General features: G+C 70.1%; 28 protein-coding genes. 17 read left to right on the forward strand and 11 right to left on the reverse strand.

The genetic code is table 11. From position 1 onward, the window contains the following. Positions 1-16 precede the first annotated feature (16 nt). A complete protein-coding gene (locus ACTWPP_RS06525; protein ID WP_443103160.1) occupies positions 17-1,489 on the reverse strand; it encodes an AlkA N-terminal domain-containing protein in 1,473 nt (490 codons plus the stop codon). Positions 1,490-1,603: 114 nt separating this feature from the next. Between ACTWPP_RS06525 and ACTWPP_RS06530 the strand changes: the two genes are divergently transcribed. The 3 genes from ACTWPP_RS06530 to ACTWPP_RS06540 all read left to right on the forward strand — a co-directional run bounded on the left by ACTWPP_RS06530 (position 1,604) and on the right by ACTWPP_RS06540 (position 3,254). Beyond that, positions 1,604-2,209 carry a TetR/AcrR family transcriptional regulator gene (locus ACTWPP_RS06530; RefSeq protein WP_443103162.1) on the forward strand — a complete coding sequence of 202 codons (606 nt, stop codon included), beginning with the start codon at positions 1,604-1,606 and terminating at the stop codon, positions 2,207-2,209. After that, complete coding sequence (locus tag ACTWPP_RS06535; protein ID WP_443103163.1) at positions 2,206-2,805, forward strand: hypothetical protein; 600 nt, start codon at positions 2,206-2,208, stop codon at positions 2,803-2,805. The genes ACTWPP_RS06530 and ACTWPP_RS06535 overlap by 4 nt, the downstream gene beginning before the upstream one ends. An 86-nt stretch (positions 2,806-2,891) precedes the next feature. Beyond that, a complete protein-coding gene (locus ACTWPP_RS06540) occupies positions 2,892-3,254 on the forward strand; it encodes a nuclear transport factor 2 family protein (protein WP_443103164.1) in 363 nt (120 codons plus the stop codon). A gap of 356 nt (positions 3,255-3,610) precedes the next feature. Here the strand turns inward: ACTWPP_RS06540 and ACTWPP_RS06545 are convergent, their stop codons facing one another. Further along, complete coding sequence (locus ACTWPP_RS06545) at positions 3,611-3,982, reverse strand: YrdB family protein (RefSeq protein WP_443103165.1); 372 nt, start codon at positions 3,980-3,982, stop codon at positions 3,611-3,613. Between the two features lie 46 nt (positions 3,983-4,028). Between ACTWPP_RS06545 and ACTWPP_RS06550 the strand changes: the two genes are divergently transcribed. From ACTWPP_RS06550 to ACTWPP_RS06560, 3 genes are all read left to right on the forward strand, one after another. Beyond that, a complete protein-coding gene (locus ACTWPP_RS06550; protein ID WP_443103166.1) occupies positions 4,029-5,180 on the forward strand; it encodes a methyltransferase in 1,152 nt (383 codons plus the stop codon). Between the two features lie 131 nt (positions 5,181-5,311). Beyond that, positions 5,312-5,623 (forward strand): hypothetical protein, encoded by a 312-nt coding sequence (locus ACTWPP_RS06555; protein ID WP_443103167.1) that lies wholly within the window; start codon positions 5,312-5,314, stop codon positions 5,621-5,623. A gap of 77 nt (positions 5,624-5,700) precedes the next feature. Beyond that, positions 5,701-6,489 (forward strand): SDR family NAD(P)-dependent oxidoreductase, encoded by a 789-nt coding sequence (locus ACTWPP_RS06560; RefSeq protein WP_443103168.1) that lies wholly within the window; start codon positions 5,701-5,703, stop codon positions 6,487-6,489. Here ACTWPP_RS06560 and ACTWPP_RS06565 read toward each other — a convergent pair. Together ACTWPP_RS06565 and ACTWPP_RS06570 are read right to left on the reverse strand one after the other, a co-directional pair. After that, positions 6,476-7,600: an epoxide hydrolase family protein gene (locus tag ACTWPP_RS06565; RefSeq protein WP_443103169.1), complete on the reverse strand. Its 1,125-nt coding sequence runs from the start codon at positions 7,598-7,600 to the stop codon at positions 6,476-6,478. The genes ACTWPP_RS06560 and ACTWPP_RS06565 overlap by 14 nt on opposite strands. Further along, the gene (locus tag ACTWPP_RS06570) at positions 7,593-7,976 is read right to left on the reverse strand and encodes a nuclear transport factor 2 family protein (RefSeq protein WP_443103170.1); all 384 of its coding nucleotides are present in this window, start codon (positions 7,974-7,976) and stop codon (positions 7,593-7,595) included. Before ACTWPP_RS06570 ends, ACTWPP_RS06565 begins: the two co-directional genes overlap by 8 nt. Before the next feature lie 89 nt (positions 7,977-8,065). Between ACTWPP_RS06570 and ACTWPP_RS06575 the strand changes: the two genes are divergently transcribed. From ACTWPP_RS06575 to ACTWPP_RS06595, 5 genes are all read left to right on the forward strand, one after another. Next, the gene (locus ACTWPP_RS06575) at positions 8,066-8,524 is read left to right on the forward strand and encodes a MarR family winged helix-turn-helix transcriptional regulator (RefSeq protein WP_443103171.1); all 459 of its coding nucleotides are present in this window, start codon (positions 8,066-8,068) and stop codon (positions 8,522-8,524) included. Then, positions 8,521-9,024 carry a GNAT family N-acetyltransferase gene (locus ACTWPP_RS06580; protein ID WP_443103172.1) on the forward strand — a complete coding sequence of 168 codons (504 nt, stop codon included), beginning with the start codon at positions 8,521-8,523 and terminating at the stop codon, positions 9,022-9,024. The genes ACTWPP_RS06575 and ACTWPP_RS06580 overlap by 4 nt, the downstream gene beginning before the upstream one ends. 362 nt (positions 9,025-9,386) lie before the next feature. Continuing rightward, on the forward strand, positions 9,387-9,764 hold the full coding sequence (locus tag ACTWPP_RS06585; RefSeq protein WP_443103173.1) for a RidA family protein: 378 nt from the start codon (positions 9,387-9,389) through the stop codon (positions 9,762-9,764). Positions 9,765-9,832: 68 nt separating this feature from the next. Next, positions 9,833-10,150, forward strand: coding sequence for a hypothetical protein (locus tag ACTWPP_RS06590; protein ID WP_443103174.1), 318 nt, complete (start codon positions 9,833-9,835; stop codon positions 10,148-10,150). A 432-nt stretch (positions 10,151-10,582) separates the two neighbouring features. Next, positions 10,583-11,230 carry a dihydrofolate reductase family protein gene (locus ACTWPP_RS06595; RefSeq protein WP_443103175.1) on the forward strand — a complete coding sequence of 216 codons (648 nt, stop codon included), beginning with the start codon at positions 10,583-10,585 and terminating at the stop codon, positions 11,228-11,230. A gap of 115 nt (positions 11,231-11,345) precedes the next feature. Here ACTWPP_RS06595 and ACTWPP_RS06600 read toward each other — a convergent pair whose 3' ends face one another. Further along, complete coding sequence (locus tag ACTWPP_RS06600; protein ID WP_443103176.1) at positions 11,346-11,585, reverse strand: hypothetical protein; 240 nt, start codon at positions 11,583-11,585, stop codon at positions 11,346-11,348. Further along, positions 11,567-11,890 (reverse strand): ATP-binding protein, encoded by a 324-nt coding sequence (locus tag ACTWPP_RS06605; RefSeq protein WP_443103177.1) that lies wholly within the window; start codon positions 11,888-11,890, stop codon positions 11,567-11,569. Before ACTWPP_RS06605 ends, ACTWPP_RS06600 begins: the two co-directional genes overlap by 19 nt. Positions 11,891-12,116: 226 nt before the next feature. Here ACTWPP_RS06605 and ACTWPP_RS06610 point away from each other — a divergent pair, with 226 nt between their 5' ends. The 4 genes from ACTWPP_RS06610 (at position 12,117) to ACTWPP_RS06625 (ending at position 13,873) form a co-directional block, all read left to right on the forward strand. Further along, the gene (locus ACTWPP_RS06610; RefSeq protein ID WP_443103178.1) at positions 12,117-12,932 is read left to right on the forward strand and encodes a helix-turn-helix domain-containing protein; all 816 of its coding nucleotides are present in this window, start codon (positions 12,117-12,119) and stop codon (positions 12,930-12,932) included. Further along, positions 12,920-13,108, forward strand: a complete 189-nt coding sequence (locus ACTWPP_RS06615; protein ID WP_443103179.1) for a DUF397 domain-containing protein — start codon at positions 12,920-12,922, stop codon at positions 13,106-13,108. Before ACTWPP_RS06610 ends, ACTWPP_RS06615 begins: the two co-directional genes overlap by 13 nt. A gap of 31 nt (positions 13,109-13,139) precedes the next feature. Further along, positions 13,140-13,319 (forward strand): DUF397 domain-containing protein, encoded by a 180-nt coding sequence (locus ACTWPP_RS06620; RefSeq protein WP_443103180.1) that lies wholly within the window; start codon positions 13,140-13,142, stop codon positions 13,317-13,319. Positions 13,320-13,441: 122 nt separating this feature from the next. Continuing rightward, a complete protein-coding gene (locus ACTWPP_RS06625; protein ID WP_443103181.1) occupies positions 13,442-13,873 on the forward strand; it encodes a hypothetical protein in 432 nt (143 codons plus the stop codon). A gap of 50 nt (positions 13,874-13,923) precedes the next feature. Here ACTWPP_RS06625 and ACTWPP_RS06630 read toward each other — a convergent pair whose 3' ends face one another. After that, positions 13,924-15,903 (reverse strand): hypothetical protein, encoded by a 1,980-nt coding sequence (locus tag ACTWPP_RS06630; protein WP_443103182.1) that lies wholly within the window; start codon positions 15,901-15,903, stop codon positions 13,924-13,926. Between the two features lie 441 nt (positions 15,904-16,344). Here ACTWPP_RS06630 and ACTWPP_RS06635 point away from each other — a divergent pair, with 441 nt between their 5' ends. Next, positions 16,345-17,193 (forward strand): SPFH domain-containing protein, encoded by an 849-nt coding sequence (locus ACTWPP_RS06635; RefSeq protein ID WP_443103183.1) that lies wholly within the window; start codon positions 16,345-16,347, stop codon positions 17,191-17,193. 46 nt (positions 17,194-17,239) lie between these two features. Here ACTWPP_RS06635 and ACTWPP_RS06640 read toward each other — a convergent pair whose 3' ends face one another. The 3 genes from ACTWPP_RS06640 to ACTWPP_RS06650 form a co-directional block, all read right to left on the reverse strand. Further along, positions 17,240-18,676 (reverse strand): hypothetical protein, encoded by a 1,437-nt coding sequence (locus tag ACTWPP_RS06640; protein ID WP_443103184.1) that lies wholly within the window; start codon positions 18,674-18,676, stop codon positions 17,240-17,242. After that, a complete protein-coding gene (locus tag ACTWPP_RS06645) occupies positions 18,673-20,343 on the reverse strand; it encodes an NAD(P)/FAD-dependent oxidoreductase (protein WP_443103185.1) in 1,671 nt (556 codons plus the stop codon). The genes ACTWPP_RS06640 and ACTWPP_RS06645 overlap by 4 nt, the downstream gene beginning before the upstream one ends. Positions 20,344-20,597: 254 nt before the next feature. After that, positions 20,598-21,140 (reverse strand): MarR family winged helix-turn-helix transcriptional regulator, encoded by a 543-nt coding sequence (locus ACTWPP_RS06650; RefSeq protein WP_443103186.1) that lies wholly within the window; start codon positions 21,138-21,140, stop codon positions 20,598-20,600. Positions 21,141-21,276: 136 nt separating this feature from the next. On the opposite strand from ACTWPP_RS06650, the gene ACTWPP_RS06655 reads away from it, so the two are divergent. Continuing rightward, positions 21,277-22,212, forward strand: coding sequence for an NADP-dependent oxidoreductase (locus ACTWPP_RS06655; protein WP_443103187.1), 936 nt, complete (start codon positions 21,277-21,279; stop codon positions 22,210-22,212). 243 nt (positions 22,213-22,455) lie between these two features. Here the strand turns inward: ACTWPP_RS06655 and dnaB are convergent, their stop codons facing one another. Then, entirely contained in the window at positions 22,456-25,077 is a 2,622-nt protein-coding gene (dnaB, locus tag ACTWPP_RS06660) for a replicative DNA helicase (protein ID WP_443103188.1), read from the reverse strand. Positions 25,078-25,158 lie beyond the last annotated feature (81 nt).

Below are 25,158 nucleotides of genomic sequence, written 5' to 3' on the forward strand. Positions count from 1 at the left end.
GGCGATCCTCTCTTGGTCAGGATGCGGGGAGCAGGTTGATGGGGTGGTCGCCCGTGGCCCACAGGTACTGAACGGCGTAGGCACGCCATGGACGCCACTGGGCGGCGCGTCGGATAAGGGCCGCAGGCGTCGAGGGGAGGTCGAGCGACTTGGCGGCGGCGCGGATTCCCAGGTCGCCGGGGATGAACGCGTCGGGGTCTCCGAGGGCGCGCATCGCGATCGTCTCGGTGGTCCAGGGACCGAAACCGGGTACGGCGGACAAGCGCGCGCGGGCCGCTTCCCAGTCACTCCCCACGCCTAGGTCGATCTCGCCACTGGCGAGCGCGTCGACGAGGGTCATGAGTGTGGTGCGGCGGGTCTTCGGGAACGCGAGGGCCTCCGGGTCGAGTTCCGCCAGGGCGGACGGGGTCGGGAAGAGGTGGGTCAGTCCCCCGCCTGGGTCGTCTATGGGGTCGCCGTAGGCGGTGACGAGCCGTCCCGCATGGGTTCGGGCCGCGGCCGTCGACACTTGCTGCCCCAGTACGGCGCGGACGGCGAACTCGGGCGCGTCCACGGTGCGGGGGACGCGTCGCCCGGGCGACTTGTCGACCAGCGGGGCGAGGACGGGGTCGGTGCGGAGCAGGTCGTCCACGGCGACGGGGTCGGCGTCGAGGTCGAGCATCCAGCGGCAGCGGCTGATCGCGATGGCGAGGTCGCGCAGGTCGCTGAGGGTGAGCGTGCAGGCGACATGGTCGGGCCGGGGCCGCAGCGTGGCGATGCCGTGCCCGTGGGGCAGGCGCATCGCTCGGCGGAACGCGCCGTCCCGCCATTCCTCGACGCCGGGGACGGCGGTGGCGGTGAGGTGGCCGAACAGGTTGTCGGGGCAGAGCGGCACCCGGAACGGCAGCCGGAGTGACAGCGCCCCCGAGCCGGCGGGCGGGTGGCCCTTGGCGACACGGTCGCGCAGCGCACTCGGGGTAAGCGCGAACACCTCGCGGACGGTGTCGTTGAAGGCGCGGATGCTGGCGAAGCCCGCCGCGAACGCGACATCGCCCATGGGGAGGGATGTCGTTTCGATGAGGAGGCGCGCCGTCTGTGCACGCTGGGCCCGCGCCAGGGCGAGTGGGCCGGCGCCCAGTTCGGCGTTGAGCTGACGTTCGATCTGACGTGTGCTGTAGCCGAGCCGTCCTGCGAGCCCGGGAACGCCCTCACGGTCGACCACGCCATCGGCGATGAGCCGCATCGCGCGGGCGACGACGTCCGCGCGGTGGTTCCATTCCGGTGACCCGGGGCTGGTGTCGGGGCGGCAGCGCTTGCAGGCACGGAAACCGGCCTGTTGCGCCGCGGCGGCGCTGGGGTAGAAGCGCATGTTGCCGGGCTTGGGCGGGACGACCGGGCAGCTCGGGCGGCAGTAGATGCCTGTGGTGACGACCCCGGTGAAGAACCATCCGTCGAAACGGGCGTCCTTCGCCTGGACGGCCCGCACGCATCTTTCCGCGTCTTCGTGCATGTCCCCCAGCATCACCGATGGTCACGTAGTTCCACTAGCGAAATTCCGACATCATCCTCGCGCCGCATTTGCGCCAGCGCTGAACAATTGTTTAGTATGCTGAACATGTGTTCAATGATCGATGACCGGACGACCCGGGCCGTCATCCGCGACGAGGCGCTGCGGCTTTTCGCGCTGCGCGGCCCGGACGCGGTGACGGTGCGGCAGGTCGCCGAGGCCGCGGGCGTCTCGGCGGCCCTGGTCATGCACCATTTCGGCTCGAAGGACGTGCTGCGCGAGAGCGTCGACCAGCACGTCCTGCAGATGTTCGACGGGATGCTCGGCGAACTGACCGGCGAGGCCGCCGCGGACGCGGACCCCGGGTCACTGGCCAAGGCGGTGCTTCGGCACCTGCCGCCCGGCTCCCCTGTACCGGCGTATCTGCGGCGGCTCCTGCTCGGCGACGGCGAGCCGGGCCGGCGCCTGTTCCGGCGCCTGTTCGAGGTGAGCAGGGCACAGTTGGACGCCATGGTCGCCGCAGGGGAGGCGGACCCGGGAGACGATCCGGCCGTCCGCGCGGCGTTCCTGTTGGTCAACGACCTGGCCTTGTTCCTGTTGCGGGAGCGGCTGACCGACGTACTGGATTCCGACCCCTTGTCGGCCGAAGGCATGACCAGGTGGGCGGACGAGGCGATGACCATCTATGGCGACGGCCTACGCAGAACGAAGCCGGCACCGTGAACAGCGGCCGGACCGACTGGGAAACCACGTCCGCGAAGCCGAGCTGGTTCTTCGGCAGTGGCGCCACGGCCGGCGAGCGGGGTCTCGCCTATCTGGCGGGGGCGTTCGGCGTGGCCGTTCTGCTCTGGATCGCCCGGGATCTGCCGTGGCCTTGGTGGAAGTACCTGATCGGCGCAGTCGTGGCGTACGACATCGCCGGTGGGGTCGTCGCCAATGGGCTGAACGCCGTCAAGCGCTTCTACCATGGGCCGCTGCCGCTGCCGCCGACGCGCCTGAACCGGCTCATGCACGACGAGGTCGGGTTCGCGGCGTGCCACGTCCAGCCGATCGTGGTCGGCGCGGTGTTCGGCGGGCCGTGGTGGTGGGGGCCGCTGTGGTACGCGTGGGCTTTGATCGGTGTCGTCCTCGTCGCCCGCGCGCCGCTCTACCTGGCCCGTCCGGCCGGGCTGTTCGCCGTCCTCGGCGGGGTGATGATCGCGCCGTCGGTCTCCCATCCCGAGGGCTTCGCCTGGTTGCCCGTCGCTTTGCTGATCAAGCTCGTCGTCGCGCACGCCGTCCCCGAGGAGCCGTACGGGCGGTCCGCGCACCGGGCATGACCTCCCAGGTAATCGATCTTCGGGCGCGGTGTTGGCAGCGTGGGGACCACCGGGACGAACCCGGCCGATCAGACGGGAGTCATGAAATGAGCGACGTTCAGCAGCGGGTCGCACGGTACCTGGCCACCTGGAACGAGACCGACCCGGCCGCGCGCCGCGCCGCGATCGACGAACTGTGGACGGAGCAGCCGGTGTACGTCGACCCGCTCGGCGTGGCCGAGGGGCGGGACGCGATCGACGCGTTCGTCGGCGCGGTGCATCAGCAGTTCCCCGGCATGGTCTTCCGCCCCGCGGGCACCGTGGACGCCCACCACAACGTGGCCCGCTTCACCTGGGAGCTCGGCCCCGAGGACGGCGAGGCGATCGTGGTCGGCTTCGACGTGGCGGTCTTCGCCGACGACGGCCGCTTCGACCGCGTCCACGGCTTCCTCGACAAGGTGCCGGCCTGAAGGGCGCTGCCGGGCGGCGTGCCGGACGTCCCGCGCCCGGCACGCCGCCACGGTGCGGTCGGATTTGGCGGAGCGCACCGCCGTCCACCGTCCACTCCGCCCCCGTGACCTGGACGGCCAGCGGGGACAGCAGGTAGGCGATGATTCGTGCGACGTCCTGTGGTGCACCCAGCCGTCCGACGGGGAGCCGCCGCCGAACCGGGTTCCCCCTCGGAGAAGGCGCTCCGGAGGCTGGCCGAGACGTCCACCCACCTCTCCAGCGCCGACCTGGCTAGCGGGGCATCGCCGACCCGTTCCGGCGGCTGATCTCCACGAGGCGGTCCACAGGACGTCGTCGCCGTTCCGGAAGTACTGGCTCATTCGGCGACGGCACGCAGGCGGGCTTCGCGGTCCATGGTCAGCAGGACGGTGTTGACCAGGGCGACCACGGCGAACGTGATCGCGAGCGCGGGATGCCCGACGCCGTGGAAGGCCAGCGCGCCGGCACCGAAGACCGCGGCCTTCACCAGCATGACGAACGGCAAGGCGACCTTGAACCTCGCCTTGGGCGCGGCGAACATCCCCCACAGGACCATCGCCGCGACCGGCGCACCGACGCCGAGGACGATGTCGACGAGCACGTTGCCGCCGGTCGTGAACCCCCACCAGGCGAGGGCGACGACGGCCGCGATCTCCAGCAGGAAGGCGAGGCCCTCGTTCAGCACACGCAAAGCCCCTGGTAGTCGCATGGGCTGATCATCCCACCCGTGGCGCGGGCGGGCTACCGTACCTCCTGTGGACGAGATCGCCTGGCATGAGGACGGCCGGGCGCAGCGCGCCCGCCGGCGGTCGGAGACCGGGTCCCCGCCACCCCGCCGCGTCGTGACCGCCGACGATGAGACGCGGGCGGACGACGCCTACCGGCTCGCCTGCGAGGGCACCGCGCTGCTGTGGCGTGGCGACTTCCAGAACGCGCGGCAACTGCTCCAAGCGATGGCGCGCCGGATCGACCGTCCTCCGCGGCGACGTAGGCGCAGGGCTGAACCGTCCCAGGTACAAGCGTTCCATCTTCACCGCCAGGCACGCGCCCAACGCGCGCGGACGCTGGGCATGCTGCTCATACCGTTCGACCCCGGACACGTGATTCCGCTACGTCGTGCACCGGACGTGCAGGCCGTCTGCACCGAGGTCTACGGACCGGACGACCAGCCATACGTGACGTCCTTGCGCGAACTGCTCGGGCTGATCGGCGCACACGAATGGCGTATGAAGGGCGTCCCGATCCCTGCGCTCGGCGGCGACCGGATTCACCCGCACTACGGCGTCTTCTCGCCTGTCAGAGGGGAGTACGTAGACCTGGTCGGCCAAGCGCCTCTGCCGTCAACGACTTCGGCCTTCGACATCGGAACCGGGACAGGTGTCCTTGCGGCCGTCCTGGCCCGTCGCGGCATCGAACGCATCGTCGCAACAGACCATGACCCGCGCGCGCTTGCGTGCGCCCAGGAGAACCTCAACCGGCTGGACGTGGCGAAGCAGGTCGACGTCGTCCAGGCCGATCTCTTCCCGGAGGGACGGGCCGCCCTCGTCGTCTGCAACCCGCCCTGGGTACCGGCCAAACCCAGCTCGCCCCTCGAACACGCCGTCTACGACCCGGGAAGCCGGATGCTCCGCGGCTTCCTCGACGGCCTCACCGAGCACCTGGAGCCGGACGGTGAAGGCTGGCTGATCATGTCCGACCTGGCGGAGCACCTGGGCCTCCGCACCCGCGACGACCTCCTCGCGATGTTCGAGTCGTCCGGCCTGGAAGTCGCCGGCAGGCTCGATACCAAGCCGACCCACCCCCGCGCCGCCGACCCCGACGACCCCCTCCACACGGCCCGCGCCGCCGAAACGACCACCCTCTGGCGACTCAAACGCGGCTTCGATGGGCGGACCCCGGGCCCGTGACGCGTGTCCGGCCACGCCGCGACGTTCTCGCAGAAAACTGATCTACAGGGCGGTCGCGCGCGTCGAACGGGCATGCGCCGCCATCCCCCGCACCCCGCCCGCCCGAACACCGGCATCCCCGGGAGGACCCGGTGAAGACGGCCGTCAAGGCGACCCTCCTGACGTTGCACACCGCCATGTCGCTGCTGGTCGCGCTCCTCATCGCACAGGGCTTCGTGATGGTGCCGACGATGGACGGCAGCAATGCCAACCCGACCGGCTTGGCCTCCGGCCTGCTCACCCTCGTGGCGTGCTGCCTGCCCGCCGTCCCGCTGGTGGTCGCCGCGGCCATGAACGGGATCAGCCGCTGGTGGGTGGTGGCCCACGCCGTCCTCACACTGGCCGCGATCGTGCTGATCGTCTACGCCGTCAACTACGAGGAGGTCGCCCCGACCGGCCCATGACCAGCTCGTGCGGGACTTCCTCGAACGGCCGTAGCCACCCCCGGTTACTCTGCGCGCGCGTCGAGCACGATGGGAACATGCGCCCCATCGATCAGCAGACCATCCTCATCACCGGCGCGACCGACGGGCTCGGTCGCGCCCTGGCCGCGCAGCTCGCCGCCGAAGGCGCGACCATCCTCGTCCACGGACGCGACGACCAGCGCGGCAAGGCGGTCGTGCGGGACCTCGGCGGCCGTGCGTCCTGGTACCGGGCCGACCTGTCGTCCCTCGCCGAGACACGCGCGCTCGCCGACGCCGTCCGCGCCGACCATCCGCACCTGGACGTGCTGGTCAACAACGCCGGCATCGGCGGCCCCGGGTCGCGGCGGGAGAGCGCCGACGGTCACGAGCTGACCTTCCAGGTGAACTACCTGTCCGGATATCTGCTCACCCGGCTCCTGCTGCCCACCCTCGTCTCCTCGGCGCCCGCGCGCATCGTGAACGTCAGCAGCATCGGCCAGCAGGCCCTCGACTTCGACGACGTCATGATCAACCGCGGTTACGGCGCGACGCGGGCGTACTGCCAGAGCAAGCTCGCCCAGATCCTGTTCACCATCGACCTCGCCGACGAGCTGGCCGGGACGGACGTCACCGCGAACGCCCTGCACCCGGCCACCTACATGCCGACCAAGATGGTCTCCTCGCCGATCAGCACCCTCGAAGAAGGCGTCCGCGCGACGCACCGGCTCGTCACCGACCCCGCCTTGGACGACGTGTCCGGACGCTTCTACAACGGCCTTGAGGAGGCCCGCGCGGACGCCCAGGCATACGACACCGACGCCCGCGCACGCCTCCGCACCCTCTCCGACGAACTCACCGCCCCCTGACGAGGCGGAAGAACGCCCTAACGTCGCCAGTGAGCAGATCAGGTGCTTCGACGGCCGGGAAGTGCCCGCCACGGTCGAACTCCGTCCAGTGGACGACGTCGTAGACGTGCTCTACGAGACGCCTCACCGGCCGGACGAGATCGCGCGCGAACACCGCCACGCCAAGCGGAGCCGGACACGGAGCGGGCGGACCGCCCCGCGCGGCGTTCTCCCTATGGAGCCTTGACGAGGACCCAGCCGTCCCGGTGAGCCAGTAGAGCATCACCGTTGTGAGCAACCGGTCATCGTCGATACCGCTCGCCGGGTCGGTCCACTCTGTGACCTTGTCCGCGATCCAGGCGAGCTGACCGACGGGGGAGTCCGTCAGCCCGTACGCGACGGTCTGCGGACGCGTCGACTGCATCTGCCAGTACCCGGCCGGACTGGCCAGGTAGGCCTTCTGCCGTTCCAGCCTGTCCTCGTCATCCCCGGACAACTCGGAGACATCGCCCGGCGGCGATCCCAGATAGTTGAGATGGACACCGACGACCCGCTCCTCGGCCACGGCACCGAGCGCGTTCGAGATCGGCCACCCCCAGTCACCGCCCTGCGCGCCGTACCGCGCGTAACCCAACCGGCTCATCAACTCGGCCCACGCACGCGCGATGCGGTTCACGTCCCACCCGGCCTCGCGTGTCGCCCCGGACAGCGTGAACCCCGGCAGCGACGGGATCACGACGTGGAACGCGTCCGCCGGATCACCGCCATGCGCCCGAGGGTCGGTGAGCGGCCCGATCACGTCCAGGAAGTCGGCGACCGAACTGGGCCACCCGTGCGTGATGATCAGCGGCAGCGCGTCCGGCTCCGGTGACCGCACATGGACGAAATGGATGTTCGCCCCGTCGATCTCCGTCGTGAACTGCGGCAACGCGTTGAGCTTCGCCTCCTGCGCCCGCCAGTCGTACTTCGTCCGCCAGCGCTCGGCCAGGTCCTTCACCCGGCCGAGCGGGATGCCGTGATCCCATCCGATGCCGGGAAGCTCGTCCGGCCACCGCGTGCGGTCGAGCCGCTCGGCTAGATCGTCGAGATCGGCCTGCGGGACGTCCAGCCGGAACGGCGTGATGTCAGGCATTCGTGACCTCCCAGATCGGACGGGCCTGCACCCGCGAGATCCGCCAGCCGGCCTCGGTGCGGGCGGCTTCCAGCTCATAACGCTCGCCCAGCAGACGAGGCCCGCCCTCGTGTGCGAAGACGACGAGAAGGTTCGCCCCGATCGTGGCCCGGTCGCCGTCCACATCGATCAGCGGGTTGGTGATGAAGTGCTGGGTCGGCACCGTGTGGTGGCGGCGCGCCTGCGCGGCAAGGGCGTCGACGCCCTCCGCGACCCCGCCCGGAGTGTGGACCTCCGCGTCCTCGGTGAAGACGGCGCGCCCCTCGTCGAACTGCTTCTCGTCCAGCCACAGCCCCAGCCGGCCGACCAGCTCGGTCAGCTCCTGACGATCGTCCATGATCCCCCATTTCATTGATTATGCCAACGTTGGTGTTCCCAACATTATCCGATCGTTGGCCGACCCAACAACCCCGTAGACTGATCCGCATGATGACGGCCGACACCCGGACCCCCGCACGCCTCCGGCACGCCCCGAGCTGGCTGATCAACCTGGCCTCCGCACACAGCCACCGCCTGGTCAGCGACGGTTTCGCCGCCGCCGGCGCCCGCGGCTACCACTACCGGTTGCTCGCCGCCCTCGATGAGTGCGGCCCGTCCAGCCAGGCCACCCTCGGCCGCCACACCGGCATCGACCGCAGCGACGTCGTCGCCGCCCTGAACGAACTCGCCGCGAAGAACCTGATCGAACGCTCCCCCGACCCGTCCGACCGGCGCCGCAACATCGTCACCCTCACCCCGGACGGCGCCCGCCACCTCAACGAACTGCAGGAGGTGGTGGACCGGATCCAGGACGACCTCCTCGCACCGCTCACCCCGTCCGAACGCGACCAGCTCACCGGCCTGCTGACCCGGATCATCGACCACCACGCGAAGAGCCGCCCGTGATCAGATTCGTGGAACTCCCCACCCCCGCGATGACCGCCCTGCTGCACGACGACCTGGCCGCCGCGAGCACGGCGGCCGGAGTCACCCTCACCGACTACTTCGTCACCGACGAGGCGAAATCCCTCTGGCGATTCCGGCTCGCCCAACTGACCCGCGACCCGGAGCACGCGCCCTGGATCGTGCGCGCCGCCGTCGCGGAACCGGACGGCATCGTCGTCGGCCACGCCGGCTTCCACAGCGCACCGACCCCAGAGGGAACGGTGGAGATCGCCTACTCCGTCGACCCCGCCCACCGCCGCCGGGGCCACGCCCGCGCGATGCTCACCGCCCTGCTCGCCCGCGCCGCGTCCGAACCGTCCGTCAAGACCGTCCGCGCCTCGATCAGCCCCGACAACGCCGCATCACTGGCCACCATCGCGGGCCACGGCTTCACCGAGGTCGGCGAACAATGGGACGAGGAAGACGGCCGGGAGCTGATCTTCGAACGCCCCGCCCACTAACGGCAGGACTACTGCCCGGAACGGAACCGCGGGCCGGAGGGCGTGGCAACTCGGGCCTGGATGAACCTGCGGTCGACCACAAACGTGATCGGGAGGCGGATCGGGACGATGGTCAGCGGCCGACTCATCGCCTTTCGAAGGCCCCAAGCCGGCCGGGAAGACGACGCTGATCGCCGCCTTGGCCGCCGCCTGGCGGCCGCACCGACCGGGGTCGTTCTGACAAAGGAACCGACCCCGGCGTTCGACCTCACCCGGGAACAACCGGTTCTGCCCGTTTCGTGAATTCACCGTTACGTATCGAGCATTCCGTTTTGTGGTAGCGGCGGTGTGGAGGCCTGTTCGCCCGTGGGGGACCGCTTATCATGCTTGCCGTGCAGATCACCACGCTGGGTCCTCAGCCACGGTCCTACGGGCAGGGCGCCTTGGTCACCGACGCCGCGAGGCTGGTGTTCATCAGCGGCCAGGTCCCGGAGGACGACAACGGTCACATCCCGGATGACTTCGAAGATCAGTGCCGGCTGGCCTGGCGCAACGTGCTATCTGTGGTGGAAGCGGCTGATATGACCGTGCGCAATCTAGTGAAGGTCACCGTCTTCCTGTCCGACCGGCGTTACCGGGAGGCCAACGCCCGGATCCGCCACGAAGTACTCGGCGATCACAGTCCCGCTCTGACCATCATCATCACGGGCATCTACGACGAAGCCTGGCTGCTGGAGATCGAAGCGATCGCGGCGGCCTGAGCGTCGAAGCCGCCTACAGGCCCGCCTGATTCCTTGACGGTCATCGAGTGCGTCGCGATCCTGCGGAGATGAGCCGGGGATCCGGGCCCTACCGCGACTACCTTCCCGACCGGGACGGCATGCGGGCCAGCATCCCGCAGGCCGTCCCGGTCGGGAAGCCCACCCCGGGCCACGGCACCGTATTCGTGCAGAAGTACATCGACGGAACATGGGCCGCTTCCTGGCAGGAGCACTATCCCGCTCCCCGCCAGGACGGGGCCGTTGCCGGCGTCGAGGACTATCAGGGAACCGAGAAAGAAGTACTGGCCTGGGCTCGCTCACGACCCGCCGCCCGTTTCCTGATCTTCTCGCCACAGGACGACGACTACATCCCACTGACCATGTGAGGTGTGACCTGGCGGGATGTGGCACATGGGCCCCGGGCTGGGGTCGGCCGCAGCTCAGGAGCTCCGAGCCGTGATTCCGGTTGGCTCAGTTCGCTGACCGACACCCACTGTCGCCGATGACCGCGACCCCGGCTGAGCATGGACTGCTCCGAGGTCGTAGACATCTGCGCCTTGATGCAACGCGCGGGTGCGGCACCTGAACGAGGCGCGTTATTGCGAAAGCCGGACAGCGTGAGCTGCTCCCCGTGGCTCCTCTCCCCCGTGCAGGACAGGTGGCCCTGGGTGTGCCGGGGTATGTGCCACCTGGACGCCGATGTGGTGAGCGAGATGACCAAAAACCACGACGAGGAGATGTCGAGACGGCCGGGTCGGCTCCGACCTTCTCGTGACGGCACCGGACGGTGGTGCCGATGGACCCGAAGGAGCACTCCGATGTCCGACGTTCGCGTTCACAACTTCGCAATTTCGCTTGATGGCTTCGCCACCGGCGCCGGGCAGGCCCCGAACGCCCCGTTCGGTCACGCCGGCGAACGCCTGCACGAGTGGATGTTCACCACCCGGTTCTGGTACGAGATGGGCGGTACCCGGGGCGGCAGTGCCGGCGCCGACCACGCGTTCGCCGCGATGCACGGTTCCGGCATCGGCGCCGAGATCATGGGCGCCGGCAAGTTCGGCCCGCCCGGCTGGCAGGACGACCCCGACTACAAGGGCGCGTGGGGCGCCAATCCGCCGTTCCACACGCCGGTCTTCGTGCTCACCCACCGGCCGCGGCCCTCGATCGAGATGGAGGGCGGCACCACGTTCCACTTCCTGGACGCCCCACCCGCCGAGGCGCTCGACACGGCCCGCGAAGCAGCCGGTGGCCAGGACGTGCGCCTGGGCGGCGGGCCCACGGTGGTACGCGACTTCCTCGCCGAGGGTCTGGTCGATCACATGCACGTGGTTCAGGTCCCGATCCTGCTCGGCCGCGGCGTCCGGCTCTGGGACGGCCTGGAGTCCCTGGAGGAGGCGTACGACATCGAGGCGGTCTCCACACCCAGCGGCGTCACTCACCTGACGTTCACCGCCAAGCGCCGGTGACGGGGAAGTCGTGAGGTCTCCGGTAGGACGGTTCATCGACCAGGACGGACCCGACTCCGGAGACCTCGTGACCACCCCTGGCGGTGACGCGGCCACGAGGCGGCGTCCACCCCGATCATTTCTTCTCCCTCAGCAGTGACACGGCTCGGCGCGCGGCATCGGGGTCGGCGACGGCCAGTAGGCCGAGCAGGCCGCCAACGTCCGATGCCGAGATCGCGATGCGGCCGCCCGCCCGCCAGATCCCGCGCTCGTCCCGCGTGATCGTCCAGCCGGGGAAGAGGTACTGGAGGAGCAGGAGCGTGACGGGTCCGTTCGTCTCCGGCCGCCGGTGGCGGGTCAGCGAAGCTTGGCCCACGTGACCTTCCCTCCCTCGTTGAGGGGACGGACGCCCCACGCCCGCACCAGCTCCGCCATCATCGCCAGCCCCCGGCCGGACGTCGCGGCGTAGTTGTCCGGCTGGATCATCGGCCTCCCCTCGCCGCCGTCCCACACCTCCACGACCACGAGGCCGTCGCGCTCGTCGTGGAACACTCGCACGACGATCGGCCCCTCCCCGTGCCGATAGGCGTTGGTGACCAGCTCGCAGACGACGAGCCGCCCCACGTAGTCGTCCGGGATCCCCCACTCGGCGAACCGCTCGGCGAGAAACCGCCGCGCCATACGCGGGGCCTCCTCAGTGGGATCGAGAACGAGTGTCGGGGTCTCGGGCACACATGTCAGAGCGGCCACTTCAGATCACCTCCGGAACATTCCGTGATTGGGCTGTAACGGAGCGTCCCGCACGAAAGGATGCCGACGAGGCACAGAACACATGGTCGCGGGCATCACGGCGACTCTGCGTTCGCCACCGTTCATCGTGCGGTCATCACCGTTCGGAGGAGACGACATGCCGCAACGTCCCAAGCGCCTGACCCCCTCGCGCGGACCCCTGGACCTGTTCGGATCCGAGGTGCGCCGGTACCGGCAGATGACGGGGTTGTCCCTCGCCCAACTCGCGGACCAGATCCCGTACGCCGCGTCCACCATCGGGGAGATCGAGCGAGGCGAGTCAAGCTGCGACCGGGTGTTCGCCGAGCAGTGCGACCAGGTACTCGACACCCGAGACGCCCTCGCCCACCTCCACGACGGCCTCTTCGACGGCCGCACAGCCGTGTTCCCCGAACACTTCGCCCGATGGCCCGAGTACGAGGCCAAGGCCGAGACCCTGCGTTCCTACCAGCCGCTCGTGATCCACGGCCTGTTGCAGACGCCGAGCTATGCCGAGGTCCTCCTGTACGGCGACCAGCAAGCGGTGCAGGGCCGCATCGACCGGCAGGCCATCCTCATCAGGGACGAACCGCCCCCGCCGAGGCTGATCTACATCCTGCCGGAACGGGTCCTGCGCGCACGGGTCGGCACTGCCGAGGTGATGTATGAACAGCTTCACCGACTCGCCGATGCGGTGTCTCCGCGCCTGTCCGTTCAAGTGATTCCGGACGGTGCCCCACATCCGGGCAACTCGGGACCGTTCACTCTCGCGACACTGCCCGGCAACTTGCGGGCCGCTTACACTGTCTCCGAACCGCACGGAAGGATCTTGGATGGGCTGTCCGACATCGAACGGCTGGACGAGCGGTTCGCGGACATTTCCACCTACGCGCTTCCGGCCGAACTGTCGGCGGTGCTGATCAGGGAGATCGCGGAGGAAGTATGGAAGCCATGACCCCCCGCCTCACGTGGCGAAAGAGCAGCTACAGCAGTTCACAGGGAGACGAATGCGTTGAACTGGCCGACCTCAACGGAGGCATCGGTGTCCGCGACAGCAAGGATCCGCACGGCCCCAAGCTGGTCATGGACGCCGACGAATTCGCAGCCCTTGTGGCGGCGCTGAAGCGCTGATAACACAGACGGCAGAGGAGCGATTGAAGACATGACATCTCGGCCGACGTGGCGGAAGTCCAGCTACTCCGGTGGGGACGGAGGGCATTGCGTGGAACTCGCCCGGCTCTCCGGAGGCATCGGCGTCCGAGACTCCAAGGACCCGGACGGGCCGAAGCTGGTCATGGGCCGCCCAGAGTTCGCGGCCCTTGTGGCGGCGCTGAAGCGCTGACCTGGCTCGACATGTTCTGATGGCATCTGGTTCCGCGTGCGTCGTTCGGGAGGCGACGATTCGGGGGCGCGTCCCACTGGGCTGGGCCCTGACGCGGGAAACGACGAGCGGGGAGGACAGTCATGGCGTCACTGCCGCCGAATCCGGTGTTGGAGTCGCTTGAGCCGCTGATCGGTGAGTGGAGAGTCGAGGTGCCCCAGTTCGGGGAGGGGTCCGCACCGGTGAGCATCGAGTGGCTTGAGGGGCGGGCCTTCGTGCGTATCCGGTCCGAGCCGCCGGATCCGGCGCCGAACTCCACGCAGTTTGTCAGCGGGGACGACTCGTCCGACGTCTACACCGTCCTCTACTACGACTCGCGCGGCGTGTCCCGTGTGTATCAGATGACCTTTGAGGGCGGCGTCTGGAAGATGTGGCGGAACGCGCCGGGCTTCGACCAGCGCTTCACCGGGACGCTCAGCGACGACGGGCGCACCATCCGGGCCGCCTGGGAGAAGTCCCTGGACAACGCCACCTGGGAGCACGACTTCGACCTGATCTACACGAAGGTCGGCTGATCGGGCACCGGCCACCATGCCCGGCACCGGCATCTGCGGCAGCGCCACCTCTAGTCGAGGACGAAGATTCCCTCCGTGCTTCCTCTTGGGTGCACCGCCACACCCCCAGGGATTTCCACCACGTCTAGGGGCCGGGTAAGGCACCACTCCTTGTCTGGAACGGTGGTCGGCCGGAACGGGCCCTGCCGTTCGCCGGTAGTGATGTCCCAGGCGGCCATCGCACAGCCCTTGAACCGGCGCGCGGCGGTCGACTCGCGGTACGCGACGAACAGTCGGCCGTCTCGGAGAAGCGCTCCCGGACCGGGAGAATCGTTCAGGTCGCGGACCTCGATGCCGGGGACGTCGCGAGACCAGGACTTCTTACCGGTCTGAACGTCGAAGGCGCGCAGGGCCGTCGAGTAGCGTGTTTCATCGCCCGTCCCGGTGCGGCGGTTCTCAGCGAAGACCGCCGTGCCGGCCACGGCGTGCAACGGCCCGCGCTCACCCGGATCGTCCGACCTCACTCGGCTGCCGCGTCCGCCCGGCTGCCACCACACCGGCCGGCCGTCGGTGACCCGGATCCCGGCCAGATTGTGCGACACCGTCGTCTCATCGGCCTCGCCGACTTCCCGCCGGTAGATCTTGCGAGCGTCGACAACCGCCATTCCATCGGTGACCCCCATCGACACCTGCTCGAAGCGCTCCACATCACCGGGCTCGGCGCCATCCCGCCTGACCTGCCATGACCAGTGCGGTCGGCCGGTGCCGCCGTCGACTCGCACCAGCCGATGACGGGGGTCGACGTGCTCTCTTTCGCTCAGGCAGGAAATGACTGTCAGTACGTCGTCACCGACCGGGACGATTTCGGTGGGCCGGCATCCCTCGTCCAGGGCGAACCGCCACGCCGTCTCGCCATCGAAGGTGAGCATGCCCAGCGCACCGCGTCCGGTGGAGTCGGGTCCCTCCCGTGCCGACGGCATGTTGACCGTTACTCGGCCCTCGCCGACCCCGACGACGCTCACGGTGTCCGGCACCGCGAAATCCGCCTTCAGCCGGCCGGATACCGTGTCGAAGACCCATACGCGGGTGCTGGCGCGCAACCCGTCGATGAACAGCGTCCGCGGCGCGTCGACGAAAACCGTCATCGCGAGCAACCGCCTGTCCGGACTGACCGCCGCGCTGCCGGTGTCTATCCGGTTGGGCCGGTGCCGCGGGCCGAGGATCCGGGCGTCCCACCGGTGGAACGTCCACCGCTGCGCTCCGCTCGCCGGATCCAGCATCCGCAGACCGCGTGAGTCCAGCACCGCCAAGCCGCCGGCAGTGCCGATCACGGAGATGCGGGCGGAGCCGGACGTCCCCTTTCCGGACGGCGGCGTGGACCACGCCACCGCGCCGGTCAACGCCGGGGGACCGGCCGCCGGGGCCGGACGGTCCGTCGTCACCTTCTCGGTGTTCACCGCGACCACCCACGATGGCGCCAGGCCGACCGCCACGGCCACGGTGAGCAGCGGCACGGCGGCGACCGACCCGGCACTGACGGCCGACCGCAGGCCGTTCGGCGGGACGGCCCGGTCCACGGGGTCCGCCCCCAGCCGCCGCACGCTGCCGACCACCGTCGCCAAGGCGCCGAGACCCGACAAGGCCAAGGCCAGCATCATCAGCGGAAAGCTCAGATCCACACCACCGGACGGGCCCGGCGTCGGCATCCGCAGTACCACCATGACGAACGCGGCCACGCATCCGGCCGCCATGACCGAACCCGCCACGACCCGTACGCGGGTCTGGCGACCGGTCGCCCGAGACCGCCCGCCCTGTGGACTCAAGCGGGTGGCCCAGACGATCCAGACCCACACCAGGCAGGCCAGCGTCAACCCCGCGGCCAGCCCGGCCAGCCAGCCCTCCGGATCATCGGGACGCCTCCCGGTGCGCTGGTATTCGTTGACACCCTCACCGGGAATGTTGGCCACAGCGGCCACGACGGCCCCGCAAAGCGCCGCCGTCACGCCCGCGGTCACCAGGGGATTCCTCGACATCGTCTGCAGGCGTGACATCGCGTACCTCTATGGGGCGATTGGGCGACCCAGATCCTGTAAGGCCCTTAGGCGTACCACGGACATCGGCCGAGCGCCATTCCGCGACGATCATCCGAAGGCCGGGAGCCCATCACCTCGCCGGCCGCCAGGTGGTCCGGATCCATGGGACGGGGTGCCTAAGCGAGGCATGTTAGGGCGGGCGGCCTCCGGAAGCGTGCGACCGGGTTGACCGGAGTCCCGCTCGGTGTGAACTGCGCCGGTGGTAATTCGGGCGACCGGCCGCCAATGGGTGCGTTATCGTTTCGTGCGGGTCGCCCCGGCGGGTTCAGGAGCGAGTGGCCTTCCGGATGCCGTGCACTCGGACAGTCATCCTGTGTTAGCTGGTTTCCCATCCGAAAACTCGTCCTTCACATCGGGCCTGTTACGGGGCGGCTCCTTTGTATTTCCCAGGAGATCGTCATGGCCCACACGCGAGACATCATCATCAAGTCCACCCACCGTGGTCTCCGCTACGAGGACGGCCGGCTGACCGACGTCCTGGAGGCGGGCCGCTACGAGGTCCCCGACGCCTCGCGGCGCCGCAAGAACAGCCCGGTCGTCGAGATCGTGCTGGTGGACGTGCGCGAGCGGGAACTGCTTCTCAAGGGTCAGGAGATCCTGACCTCGGACAAGGTCGCGGTGCGGGTCAGCATCATCACCCAGTACCGGGTCGTCGACCCGGCCGCCGCGCTGGAAAAGGTGGAGTCCTACACGGACCGTCTCTACAGCGATGTGCAGCTGGCCGCTCGCCGTTCCCTGGCGTCCATGACGCTGGAGGGGATTCTCACCAATCGCAACCAGCTCAGCGAGGACATTCTCGGTGACGTGCAGGACGCCGCGTCCGGATATGGAATCGCCATTCTGCGGGCCGACGTCAAGGACCTGGTGTTCCCCGGCAACCTCCAGGAGATCATGAACCGGGTGCTCGCCGCCGAGCGGCTCAGTGAGGCGCAGCTCGTCGAGGCCAGGACCGACGCGGAGCGTGAGGGGATCGAGGCGCGGTCGAGGGCCGAGACCGAGCGCGTCGCGGCGGAGGCCCGACGCGAATCAGAGCGGATCAAGGCCGAGAGCCGCGCGGACACCCAGCGGCTGCAGGCCGAGGCGGACGCCGCCGCCCTGCGGCTGCACGCCGACGGGGCCACCGCCTACACCGACCACCCGGTGCTGCTGCGGGTACGGGAGCTGGAGACGCTGGCGCGCCTCGCCACCAACGCCGAGGCCCGCCTCTACATCGGCTTCGACAAGCACACCGAGTTGCACGCGGAATGAACACCCGCCCGGGAACGACGTCGGACGTCGTCCCGGGCGCGGGTGATCATGTGCCGGCCACCATGACCGGGATCGTCAGCGCTATGAGGGCGGTCAGCGTCCACAGGGCGGGCGCCGAGCCGAGGACCTGTTCGCGGCGGGCGGTGGCGCGGGCGGCCTCCAGGTCGCTGCGGGCCAGCCACCAGGGGTTCTCCCGGTGCTCCAGCCAGGCGTGGACGGCGCCCAGCGCGCCGCCGTAAGCGAGGTGCCCGATGAGGCTCGCGAAGTCCGCGGCGATCGTCGGGGCCGTCCACCACAGGGGGACGTCCAGTACCGCGGGCATCAGGGTCAGGCCGCCGAACACCCACCAGAAGAACCCGTAGGAGAGCCCCCAGCCGACGCCGGACACCAGGTCGTAGCCGCGTCCGCGGAACAGCAGCGCGTACGACACGCCGATGCCCTGGGCGATGAGGAGGTGGACGATCCACCCGGCCACGTCGCCGCCCGCGCCGGCGAGCTTCGCCACGGTGGCCAGCACGTCCACGGCGCCCCACACGAAACCGAAGAGGACACCGCCGACGAGCCCGGACAGCGCGCCGTAGCCGACGACGCGTAGGCCGCGCGTCCCGATCGGGCGGTCGCGGAGCCGCACGTCGTCGACGAACAGGGCGCGGGCGAGTGAGCCGAGCCAGCCGAAGACCGCCGCGATCCCGGCGCCGGCCAGCAGGTACGGCGGCAGCCTGGTCGCGGCGTCCGCCACGGCGGGCTGCGACCAGTCGAGACTGCCGTCGTCCAGCAGCGGCGCGAGGGTGAGGCCGGCGACGACCCACCACAGGAAGCCGTAGGCGGTGCCGCGGACGATCGCCGGGCCGGTGCCCTCCGCGCGCCCCGTGAACAGCAGCGGGTAGCCGATCCCCATGCAGACCGCCACGGCCGGCAGCCACCCGAGCCGTGCGCCGGCGCCGACACCGAAGGCGAGGACGAGGAGACCGCCGACGATCACGGCGGCGAGGAGACCGCGCAGGAGCGTCCTCGGGCGGAGATGGTCCCGCGCGACGGACCGGCCGTCCCGCTGGAGGAGCGCGAAGCCGACCGCGGTGACCGCGCCGTAGTACAGGTGGCCGAGCAGGCTCGGCACGGCCGCCTGCGCGGCGTCCAGGCTCCAGGTCATCGGCGCACCGGACAGCAGCGGCAGCAACGTCAAGGTCCCCAGGAACCACCAGAACACGCCGTAGGCCAGGCCCCAGAACAGCAGCTCGCTCGACCGGATCCGCTGGTGCATCGCGAGCAGCCCGAACCCGGCGCCCACCGCGATCGCGATCGCCATGTTCAGGACGAAGCCGAGCCACGGGGCACCTGACCCGGCGAGCACGGCGACGTCCGGGAGCGTGCCGAGCGACAGCATCGCCGCGCCCCAGACCAGGCCCCCGGCCGCGCCGGCGAACGCGCCGGCCGGTGCGCCGCGCCCGGGGAACGCCGGTTCGCGGACCGCCTCCGCCGTCATCGCACACCCCGTCCGGGCAGCGGCGCCGGAGCGTCGGCGGGTGGGCCGGTGACGACGATGTCGCGCGGGAACGCCACGTCCAGGACCCAGTCGAGGAGGACGTGGACACGGCGCTCGACGCCGGGCAGCTTGGCGAGGTAGATGCCACGCCAGAGCAGCCATGCGATCAAACCGGAGAAGGGACGGCCGCGGATCTCTCCCGCGGCGGTTCGATGGCCGAGCGCGACGAAGGTCCCGATGGTCTTGAAGCGGAACGGGTGGGGGCGCTGGCCCCTCAGGACGGCGGCGATGTTGTCGGCGACGGCCTTGCCCTCCCGCAACGCATGCTGGGCGGTCGGCGGGTAGGGCGTGCCGTCCTCGGCGGGAATCCGGGCGCAGTCACCGATCGCCCAGACCCGGTCCAGGTCGAGAGCGCGCAGCGCCCGGTCCACGACGACCGAGCCGCGGCGGCCGCTCTCACCGGGAAGGGTCCGCAGCATCGGGCTCGGCCGGTTGCCCGCCGTCCACACGAAGGTGGCCGTCTCGATCACCTCGCCGTTGTCGAGCCTCACACACCGGCCGGTCGCGCCCGCCGCGCGAACACCGAGACGGAACTCGACGCCGCGGGACCGCAGCTTCTCCAGCGCGTAGTCGCCGAGACGATCCGACAGCTCGGGCAGGATGCGCTCATCCGCGTGGACGAGAACGAAACGCGGCTCGTCCGGGTCGATGGCGGGATAGAAATGGAGCACGTCGTGAGTGAGGTCGTACAGTTCGGCGACCGACTCCGTCCCGGCGAACCCGCCGCCCGCCACGACGAAGGTCAGCAGACGCCTCCGCTCCGCCGGATCGGCCTCCTGGTCGGCGCGCTCCAGCAGCGCCAGCACCCGGTCGCGCAGCCGCACCGCGTCCGCCAGCGACTTCAGTGTCAGCGCGTGCTCCGCCACGCCCGGCAGGTCGGGGAAGTACGGGACGGACCCGACCGCCAGCACCAGATGCTCGTATCCGACGGCCTCGCTCCCCGCCTCAAGGACGACGCGCCGCCGCGCGACGTCGACGCCGGTGACCCGCGCGTGCCGGAACCGCGTGTGGGACGCGGCCGCGCGGACCGGTGAGCTGATGTGCCGCTCCTCCAGCCCGCCGGACGCCACCTCGGCGAGCATCGGCGTGAACAGCAGGTAGTTGGAGTCGCTGATCAGCGTCACGTCGATGCGGTGACCCCGCAGGTTCAGCCGCTCGAACCGGCGTGCGGCGCTGACACCGCCGAAGCCGCCCCCGACGATGACGACGCGCGGCGCGGGCTTCTCCGGTTTCGCCGGACGTCCGCGCAACCGCCGGACGGAGACGTGGAACAGCATCCCGGCCAGCGTCCCCTGGAGCAGCGAGCCGACCAGTTCCGGATACACGGCGGTGGCCGCCTCGACGGACCAGGTCGGGGTGATGCCCCGGGCCCACGGGTTCAGGGTCAGCCACCACACCGTCCAGCCGAGCAGTCCGAGCAGCAGCCCGCCCGCCGCCGACACGGCGGGACCGGACGGCCGCCGCCCGACGAACACGCCGAGCAGTTCACCGACGACCGCCGCGTACAAGGCGAAGATCGCCCAGCCGTACGCGCCATGGGACGCCAGCAGGTTCTGCGAGGCCATCAGCGCGCCGACCGCCAGCCCCGACACCAGCCCGCTGCCCATCCCGATGAGCACCCTGACGCCGCCCCCCGGCGCCGTAGGCCCACGCTCCCGAAGCCGCATGTCACACCACCGTCCCCCGCCGTGGGCGGGGTCGCCCGCTCGTCCCCGTCCCAGCTCGCCCCGGGAACGCGCGAACCGCCACCCGTGAACACCGGCACGTCCCGCCCCCGAGGCACTCGCTCTCCCGTACGGGCGGGTGCGGCCGGCCGGTTCAGCGGAGCCACCCCGAATTCCGCCGCGAGCGGCCGGTCGGGTTACGGCGCGGTCGGGGCCGCGGGAGGAGTGCGGCGTTTGCGGGGGGCCGCGGAGCGGGGTGGCTGGGCGCGCATGTGGTCGCGCACGCGGGTCATGATGTCGCCGAGGTGGTGCAGGTTGTCGTCGGACATGGGGTCGAACAGCAGGCGGCGGACGCCCTGGACGTGGCCGGGCAGGACGCGGCCGAAGAGGGCCATGCCGTCGTCGGTGATGGTGACCAGCGTGGCGCGCTCGTCGTCGCGGCCGGGGGCGCGGGTGATGAGGCCGGCCTTCTCCAGCAGGCCGGCCTGGTAGGTCAGGCCGCTGCGGCTGTAGACGACGCCGTCGGCCAGTTGCGTCATGGTCAGCGGGCCTTGCGCGTCGGCGAGGCGGGCCAGGAGCTGGAACTGCACGTAGCTGAGGTCGCCTTCGGCGCGTAGCTGCTGCTCGACCTGGTGCTGGAGCAGGCTGACGGCCTCCATGAGCACGAAGTAGGCCCCGAGCTGCTGCGGATCGAGCGCCTCACCGTCGTCGGGACTCGTGTCGGGGTGGGTGGCGCTCATGGGGTCATGGTACGTGCTTCGAACTCAAAGCATTGTGACGAGCCTCACCCGCCCGAGCGGTATTGCTTCGAAGTCGAAGCAGGTTACGGTGACCAACATGCTTCAACTTCGAAGCACCCGAGTGAGGAGAGAGATCATGAAGGCAGTGCGTTACCACTCCTACGGCGACGGCGACGTCCTGGTGTACGAGGACGCCGACCGTCCGGCGGCGGAAGCGGGCCAGGTGGTGGTGAAGGTGGCCGGCACCGCGTTCAACCCGGTGGACGCCGCGATCCGCGGCGGCTACCTGCGAGAGGCGTTCCCGCTCACCTTCCCGCACGTCCCGAACTTCGACGTCGCCGGCGTCATCGCCGACGTCGGCGAGGGGGTCGGCGGCTGGAACGCCGGGGACGCCGTCGTGGCGTTCCTGCCGATCGAGGCGTCGGGCGCGGCCGCCGAATACGTCGTCGCCCCCGCCGGGACGCTGGCCGCCGCCCCGCGAAGGGTCGAACTGGCCGACGCGGCGGCCATGCCGTCGTCCAGCCTGACGGCATGGCAGGCATTGTTCGAGCACGCCGATCTGAAGGCGGGGCAGAGCGTCCTGATCAACGGCGCGGGCGGCGCGGTGGGCGGCTACGCCGTCCAGCTGGCAAAGCAGGCCGGCGCCACCGTGACCGCGACCGCGAGCGGGCGCAGCGCCGACCGCATCCGCTCCCACGGGGCCGACCGCATCGTCGACTACACCGGCACCCCCGTCCCGCAGGCGGTCGCCGGGCAGCGGTTCGACGTGGTGCTGAACCTGGTGTCCACCGGCCCCGAGGAGTCCGCGCAACTGGTGGACCTGGTCGCCGACGGCGGAGCCTTCGTCAACACCGTGCCCCCCGGCCCGGAAGACCCCGGACGCGGAGTACGGACGGCGCAGCTGTTCGTACGCGGTGACACATCCCAGCTCGCCGACCTGGTCGCCCGCGTCGACGCCGGCGACCTGAAGATCGACGTCGCCCAGCGGCGCCCCCTGACCGACCTGGCCGCCGTCCACAACGATGCCGACGCCGGACGCCTGCCCGCCGGCAAGACCGTCCTGACCCCCTGACCCGCCCCGCCGACCGTGACCGCCGCTGCTCACCGCGCGGTGCGCGCCGCGACGATCCCCCGCCGCGGCGCGCACTGGTCGAGCGATGCCGGTACCAGGCGGTCAGGGCCGCCGGCCGGGCTTGCCGACGATGCCGGCCGCGTCTTCGTGTAGACCCGGTGGTCGGGCCGGGGCGAGGCGAAGTGCCGGTGATCGGCGGCCGGGGAGGATTCGCCAGTCTTCTGCGAGACGTGCCCTGCGGGCTTACTGGGCCATGTCGACGAAGCGGCTGTAGTGGCCCTGGAACGCGACGGTGACGGTGGCGGTCGGGCCGTTGCGGTGCTTGGCCACGATCAGGTCGGCCTCACCGGCGCGCGGGGACTCCTTCTCGTAGGCGTCCTCGCGATGCAGCAGGATCACCATGTCCGCATCCTGCTCTATGGAGCCCGATTCACGAAGGTCGGACACCATGGGCTTCTTGTCCGTCCGCTGCTCGGGGCCTCGGTTGAGCTGCGACAACGCGATGACCGGGACGCCCAGCTCCTTCGCGAGGAGCTTCAGTGACCGGGAGAACTCCGACACCTCGACCTGGCGGCTCTCCACACGCTTCCCCGAAGTCATCAGCTGCAGATAGTCGACGATGACCAGCCGGAGATCATGCTGCTGTTTGAGGCGCCGGCACTTCGCCCGGATCTCCATCATCGACATGTTGGGCGAGTCGTCGATGAACAGGGGAGCCTCGGCGACCTCGCTCATCCGCCGGGCCAGCCGCGTCCAGTCCTCGTCCTGCATCGTGCCGGACCGCATCGCATGCAGGGCCACCCGCGCTTCCGCCGACAGCAGCCGCATCGTGATCTCGTTACGGCCCATCTCCAGGCTGAAGAACGCCGACGTCAGGCCATGCTTGATGGACGCGGCACGGGCGAAGTCGAGGGCGAGGGTCGAGTTGTGCGTCGGGATGCACGAGCGTCCCGCCAGATACATGTGGTCGTCGTTGTCGACCTGGACGCACCGCACCGGCACGCTCTCGACCGGCCGCACGTCCACGATGTACCGCACCCGCGCCTTCGGGTTGACGTTCTTCCGCTGCCGAGCCGCCTTTCGGGGCAGCCGGAACACGGTCTCGGCCGGCGTGAAGTCGATCCGGGAGAACGTCGAGGTCTCGGCCGAGCGTCCCTCCACCGGTTTCGTCGTCATACTCGCCCGGTAGCCAAGGCTCAGAACCAGCTCATGGGCATCCTCGGCCAGCCGCTTGTTGACGAACGCGAGCTGTACCTGCCCGGTCTCCGACACATACCCGTCGGTATCGAGCATCCCCGCCAGCAACGCCCGCCGCTGCTCTTCCGAAGCACGCAGGTAGGCGGCCGGGATGTGTTTGTTCTGCCCCAAACCCAGGTCTTTGACAGTTCGCGTGAGACCGGGCAGGCCGAACCGTCCCGGAGTCATCCGCCGCCTGACCGGCTGTCCGCTCGCTTGGATCTGTTCGAGAATCTCCTCGTCGAAGCAGGTGATGGATCCGGACCGGCTGTCCCCGCCGCCGAGCCATGCGCCCAGAACGTAGGGATCGATGGGCAACTCTGCGGTCGGGAGTTGAAACGGCGCGGCCACCTCGACCGCATGGTTGGGACGGTCGTCGCCGTCGCAACGCAGCGTCGCAGCGATCTCTTCGGTCGTCTTGACGGGCCGATGCGCTGCCATGGTCGCGGAGTTCATGGGGCGGGCCGCACGTTGCGGCAGCCCCCGGTAGAGGCTCGTGCGCTCATGGCGCACCTGGCGCTTGGAGACGCGCGTGTCGGCTTCGCCATGGTGGCCCGGTTGCCGGGTGACGGTGTAGAGCGCGTGCCCGAACTCCGATCCGACCCCGGCCACCGCCTGGCGATGGGAGACGAGCCGACGGGGCCGCTCGTCGGCGTCCGCCGTCGCCCACCGGACTCGGTCGATCGCTACATCGGACCAGTGGCAGGTCGTCTTGCTCTCACTCTGCCGGCGCCGGCTCGCGCGGGTCGTGGTGCGCCACTGGTGCTGGGCGTCGGCCACGATCACCTCGCCATCGGAGAACTCGATCTCGTAGCAGGGACGGCCGTACATCACCTCGGTCGCGGCGACGACACGGGTCGGCTTGCCATCTGCCCCGATCAGGTAGTCGCCAACGGAAACCTCCCCCATCGTGGTCCACCCCGAAGGGGTCGGAAGGGGAGTTTTCAGACAATTCGCCTTCCCCATGGCGGGGCGCGCGGCCACGACGATCATCTGGCCGGGGTGGAGGCCGTTGGTGAGGGCGTCGAGGTCGGCGAAGCCGGTGGGGCAGCCGACCATCTGGCCGCCGCGGCTGCCGATCGCCTCGATCTCGTCCAGTGCGCCCGGCATGATCTCGCTGAGGGGGACGTAGTCCTCACCGGCGCGCTTCTCGGCGATCGCGAAGACCTCGGCCTGGGCGCGGTCGAGGACGTCGTCGGCGTCGGCGCCGTCGGCGGCGTAACCCATCTGGACGATGCGGGTGCCGGTCTCGACCAGGCGGCGCAGGATCGAACGCTCGTGGACGATCTTGGCGTAGTACCCGGCGTTGGCCGCGGTGGGCACCAGGGAGATCAGGGTGTGCAGGTAGGGGGCGCCGCCGATGCGGCCGATCTCGCCGTTCTTGGTGAGCTCGCCGGCGACGGTGACGGCGTCGGCGGGATCGCCGCGGCCGTAGAGGTCGAGGATGATGTCGTAGATGATCTGGTGCGCGGGACGGTAGAAGTCCGGGGTGCGCAGGAGCTCGACGACCTCCGCGATGGCGTCCGGGGAGAGCAGCATCCCGCCGAGGACGCCCTGTTCCGCGGAGATGTCGTGCGGTGGAGTGCGCTCGAACTCCGGCTCGTGCGGTCCAAGCTCGGCCACGCTCACCGTCGCACCCCCTTCATCTCGGTCGACTGCGGCCCCGTCCGCCTCATCGCCGACCGTTCATCCCACGTCTACCTGAAGCGT

This window comes from Actinomadura sp. 3N407, assembly GCF_052245875.1.
Lineage (GTDB): Bacteria > Actinomycetota > Actinomycetes > Streptosporangiales > Streptosporangiaceae > Spirillospora.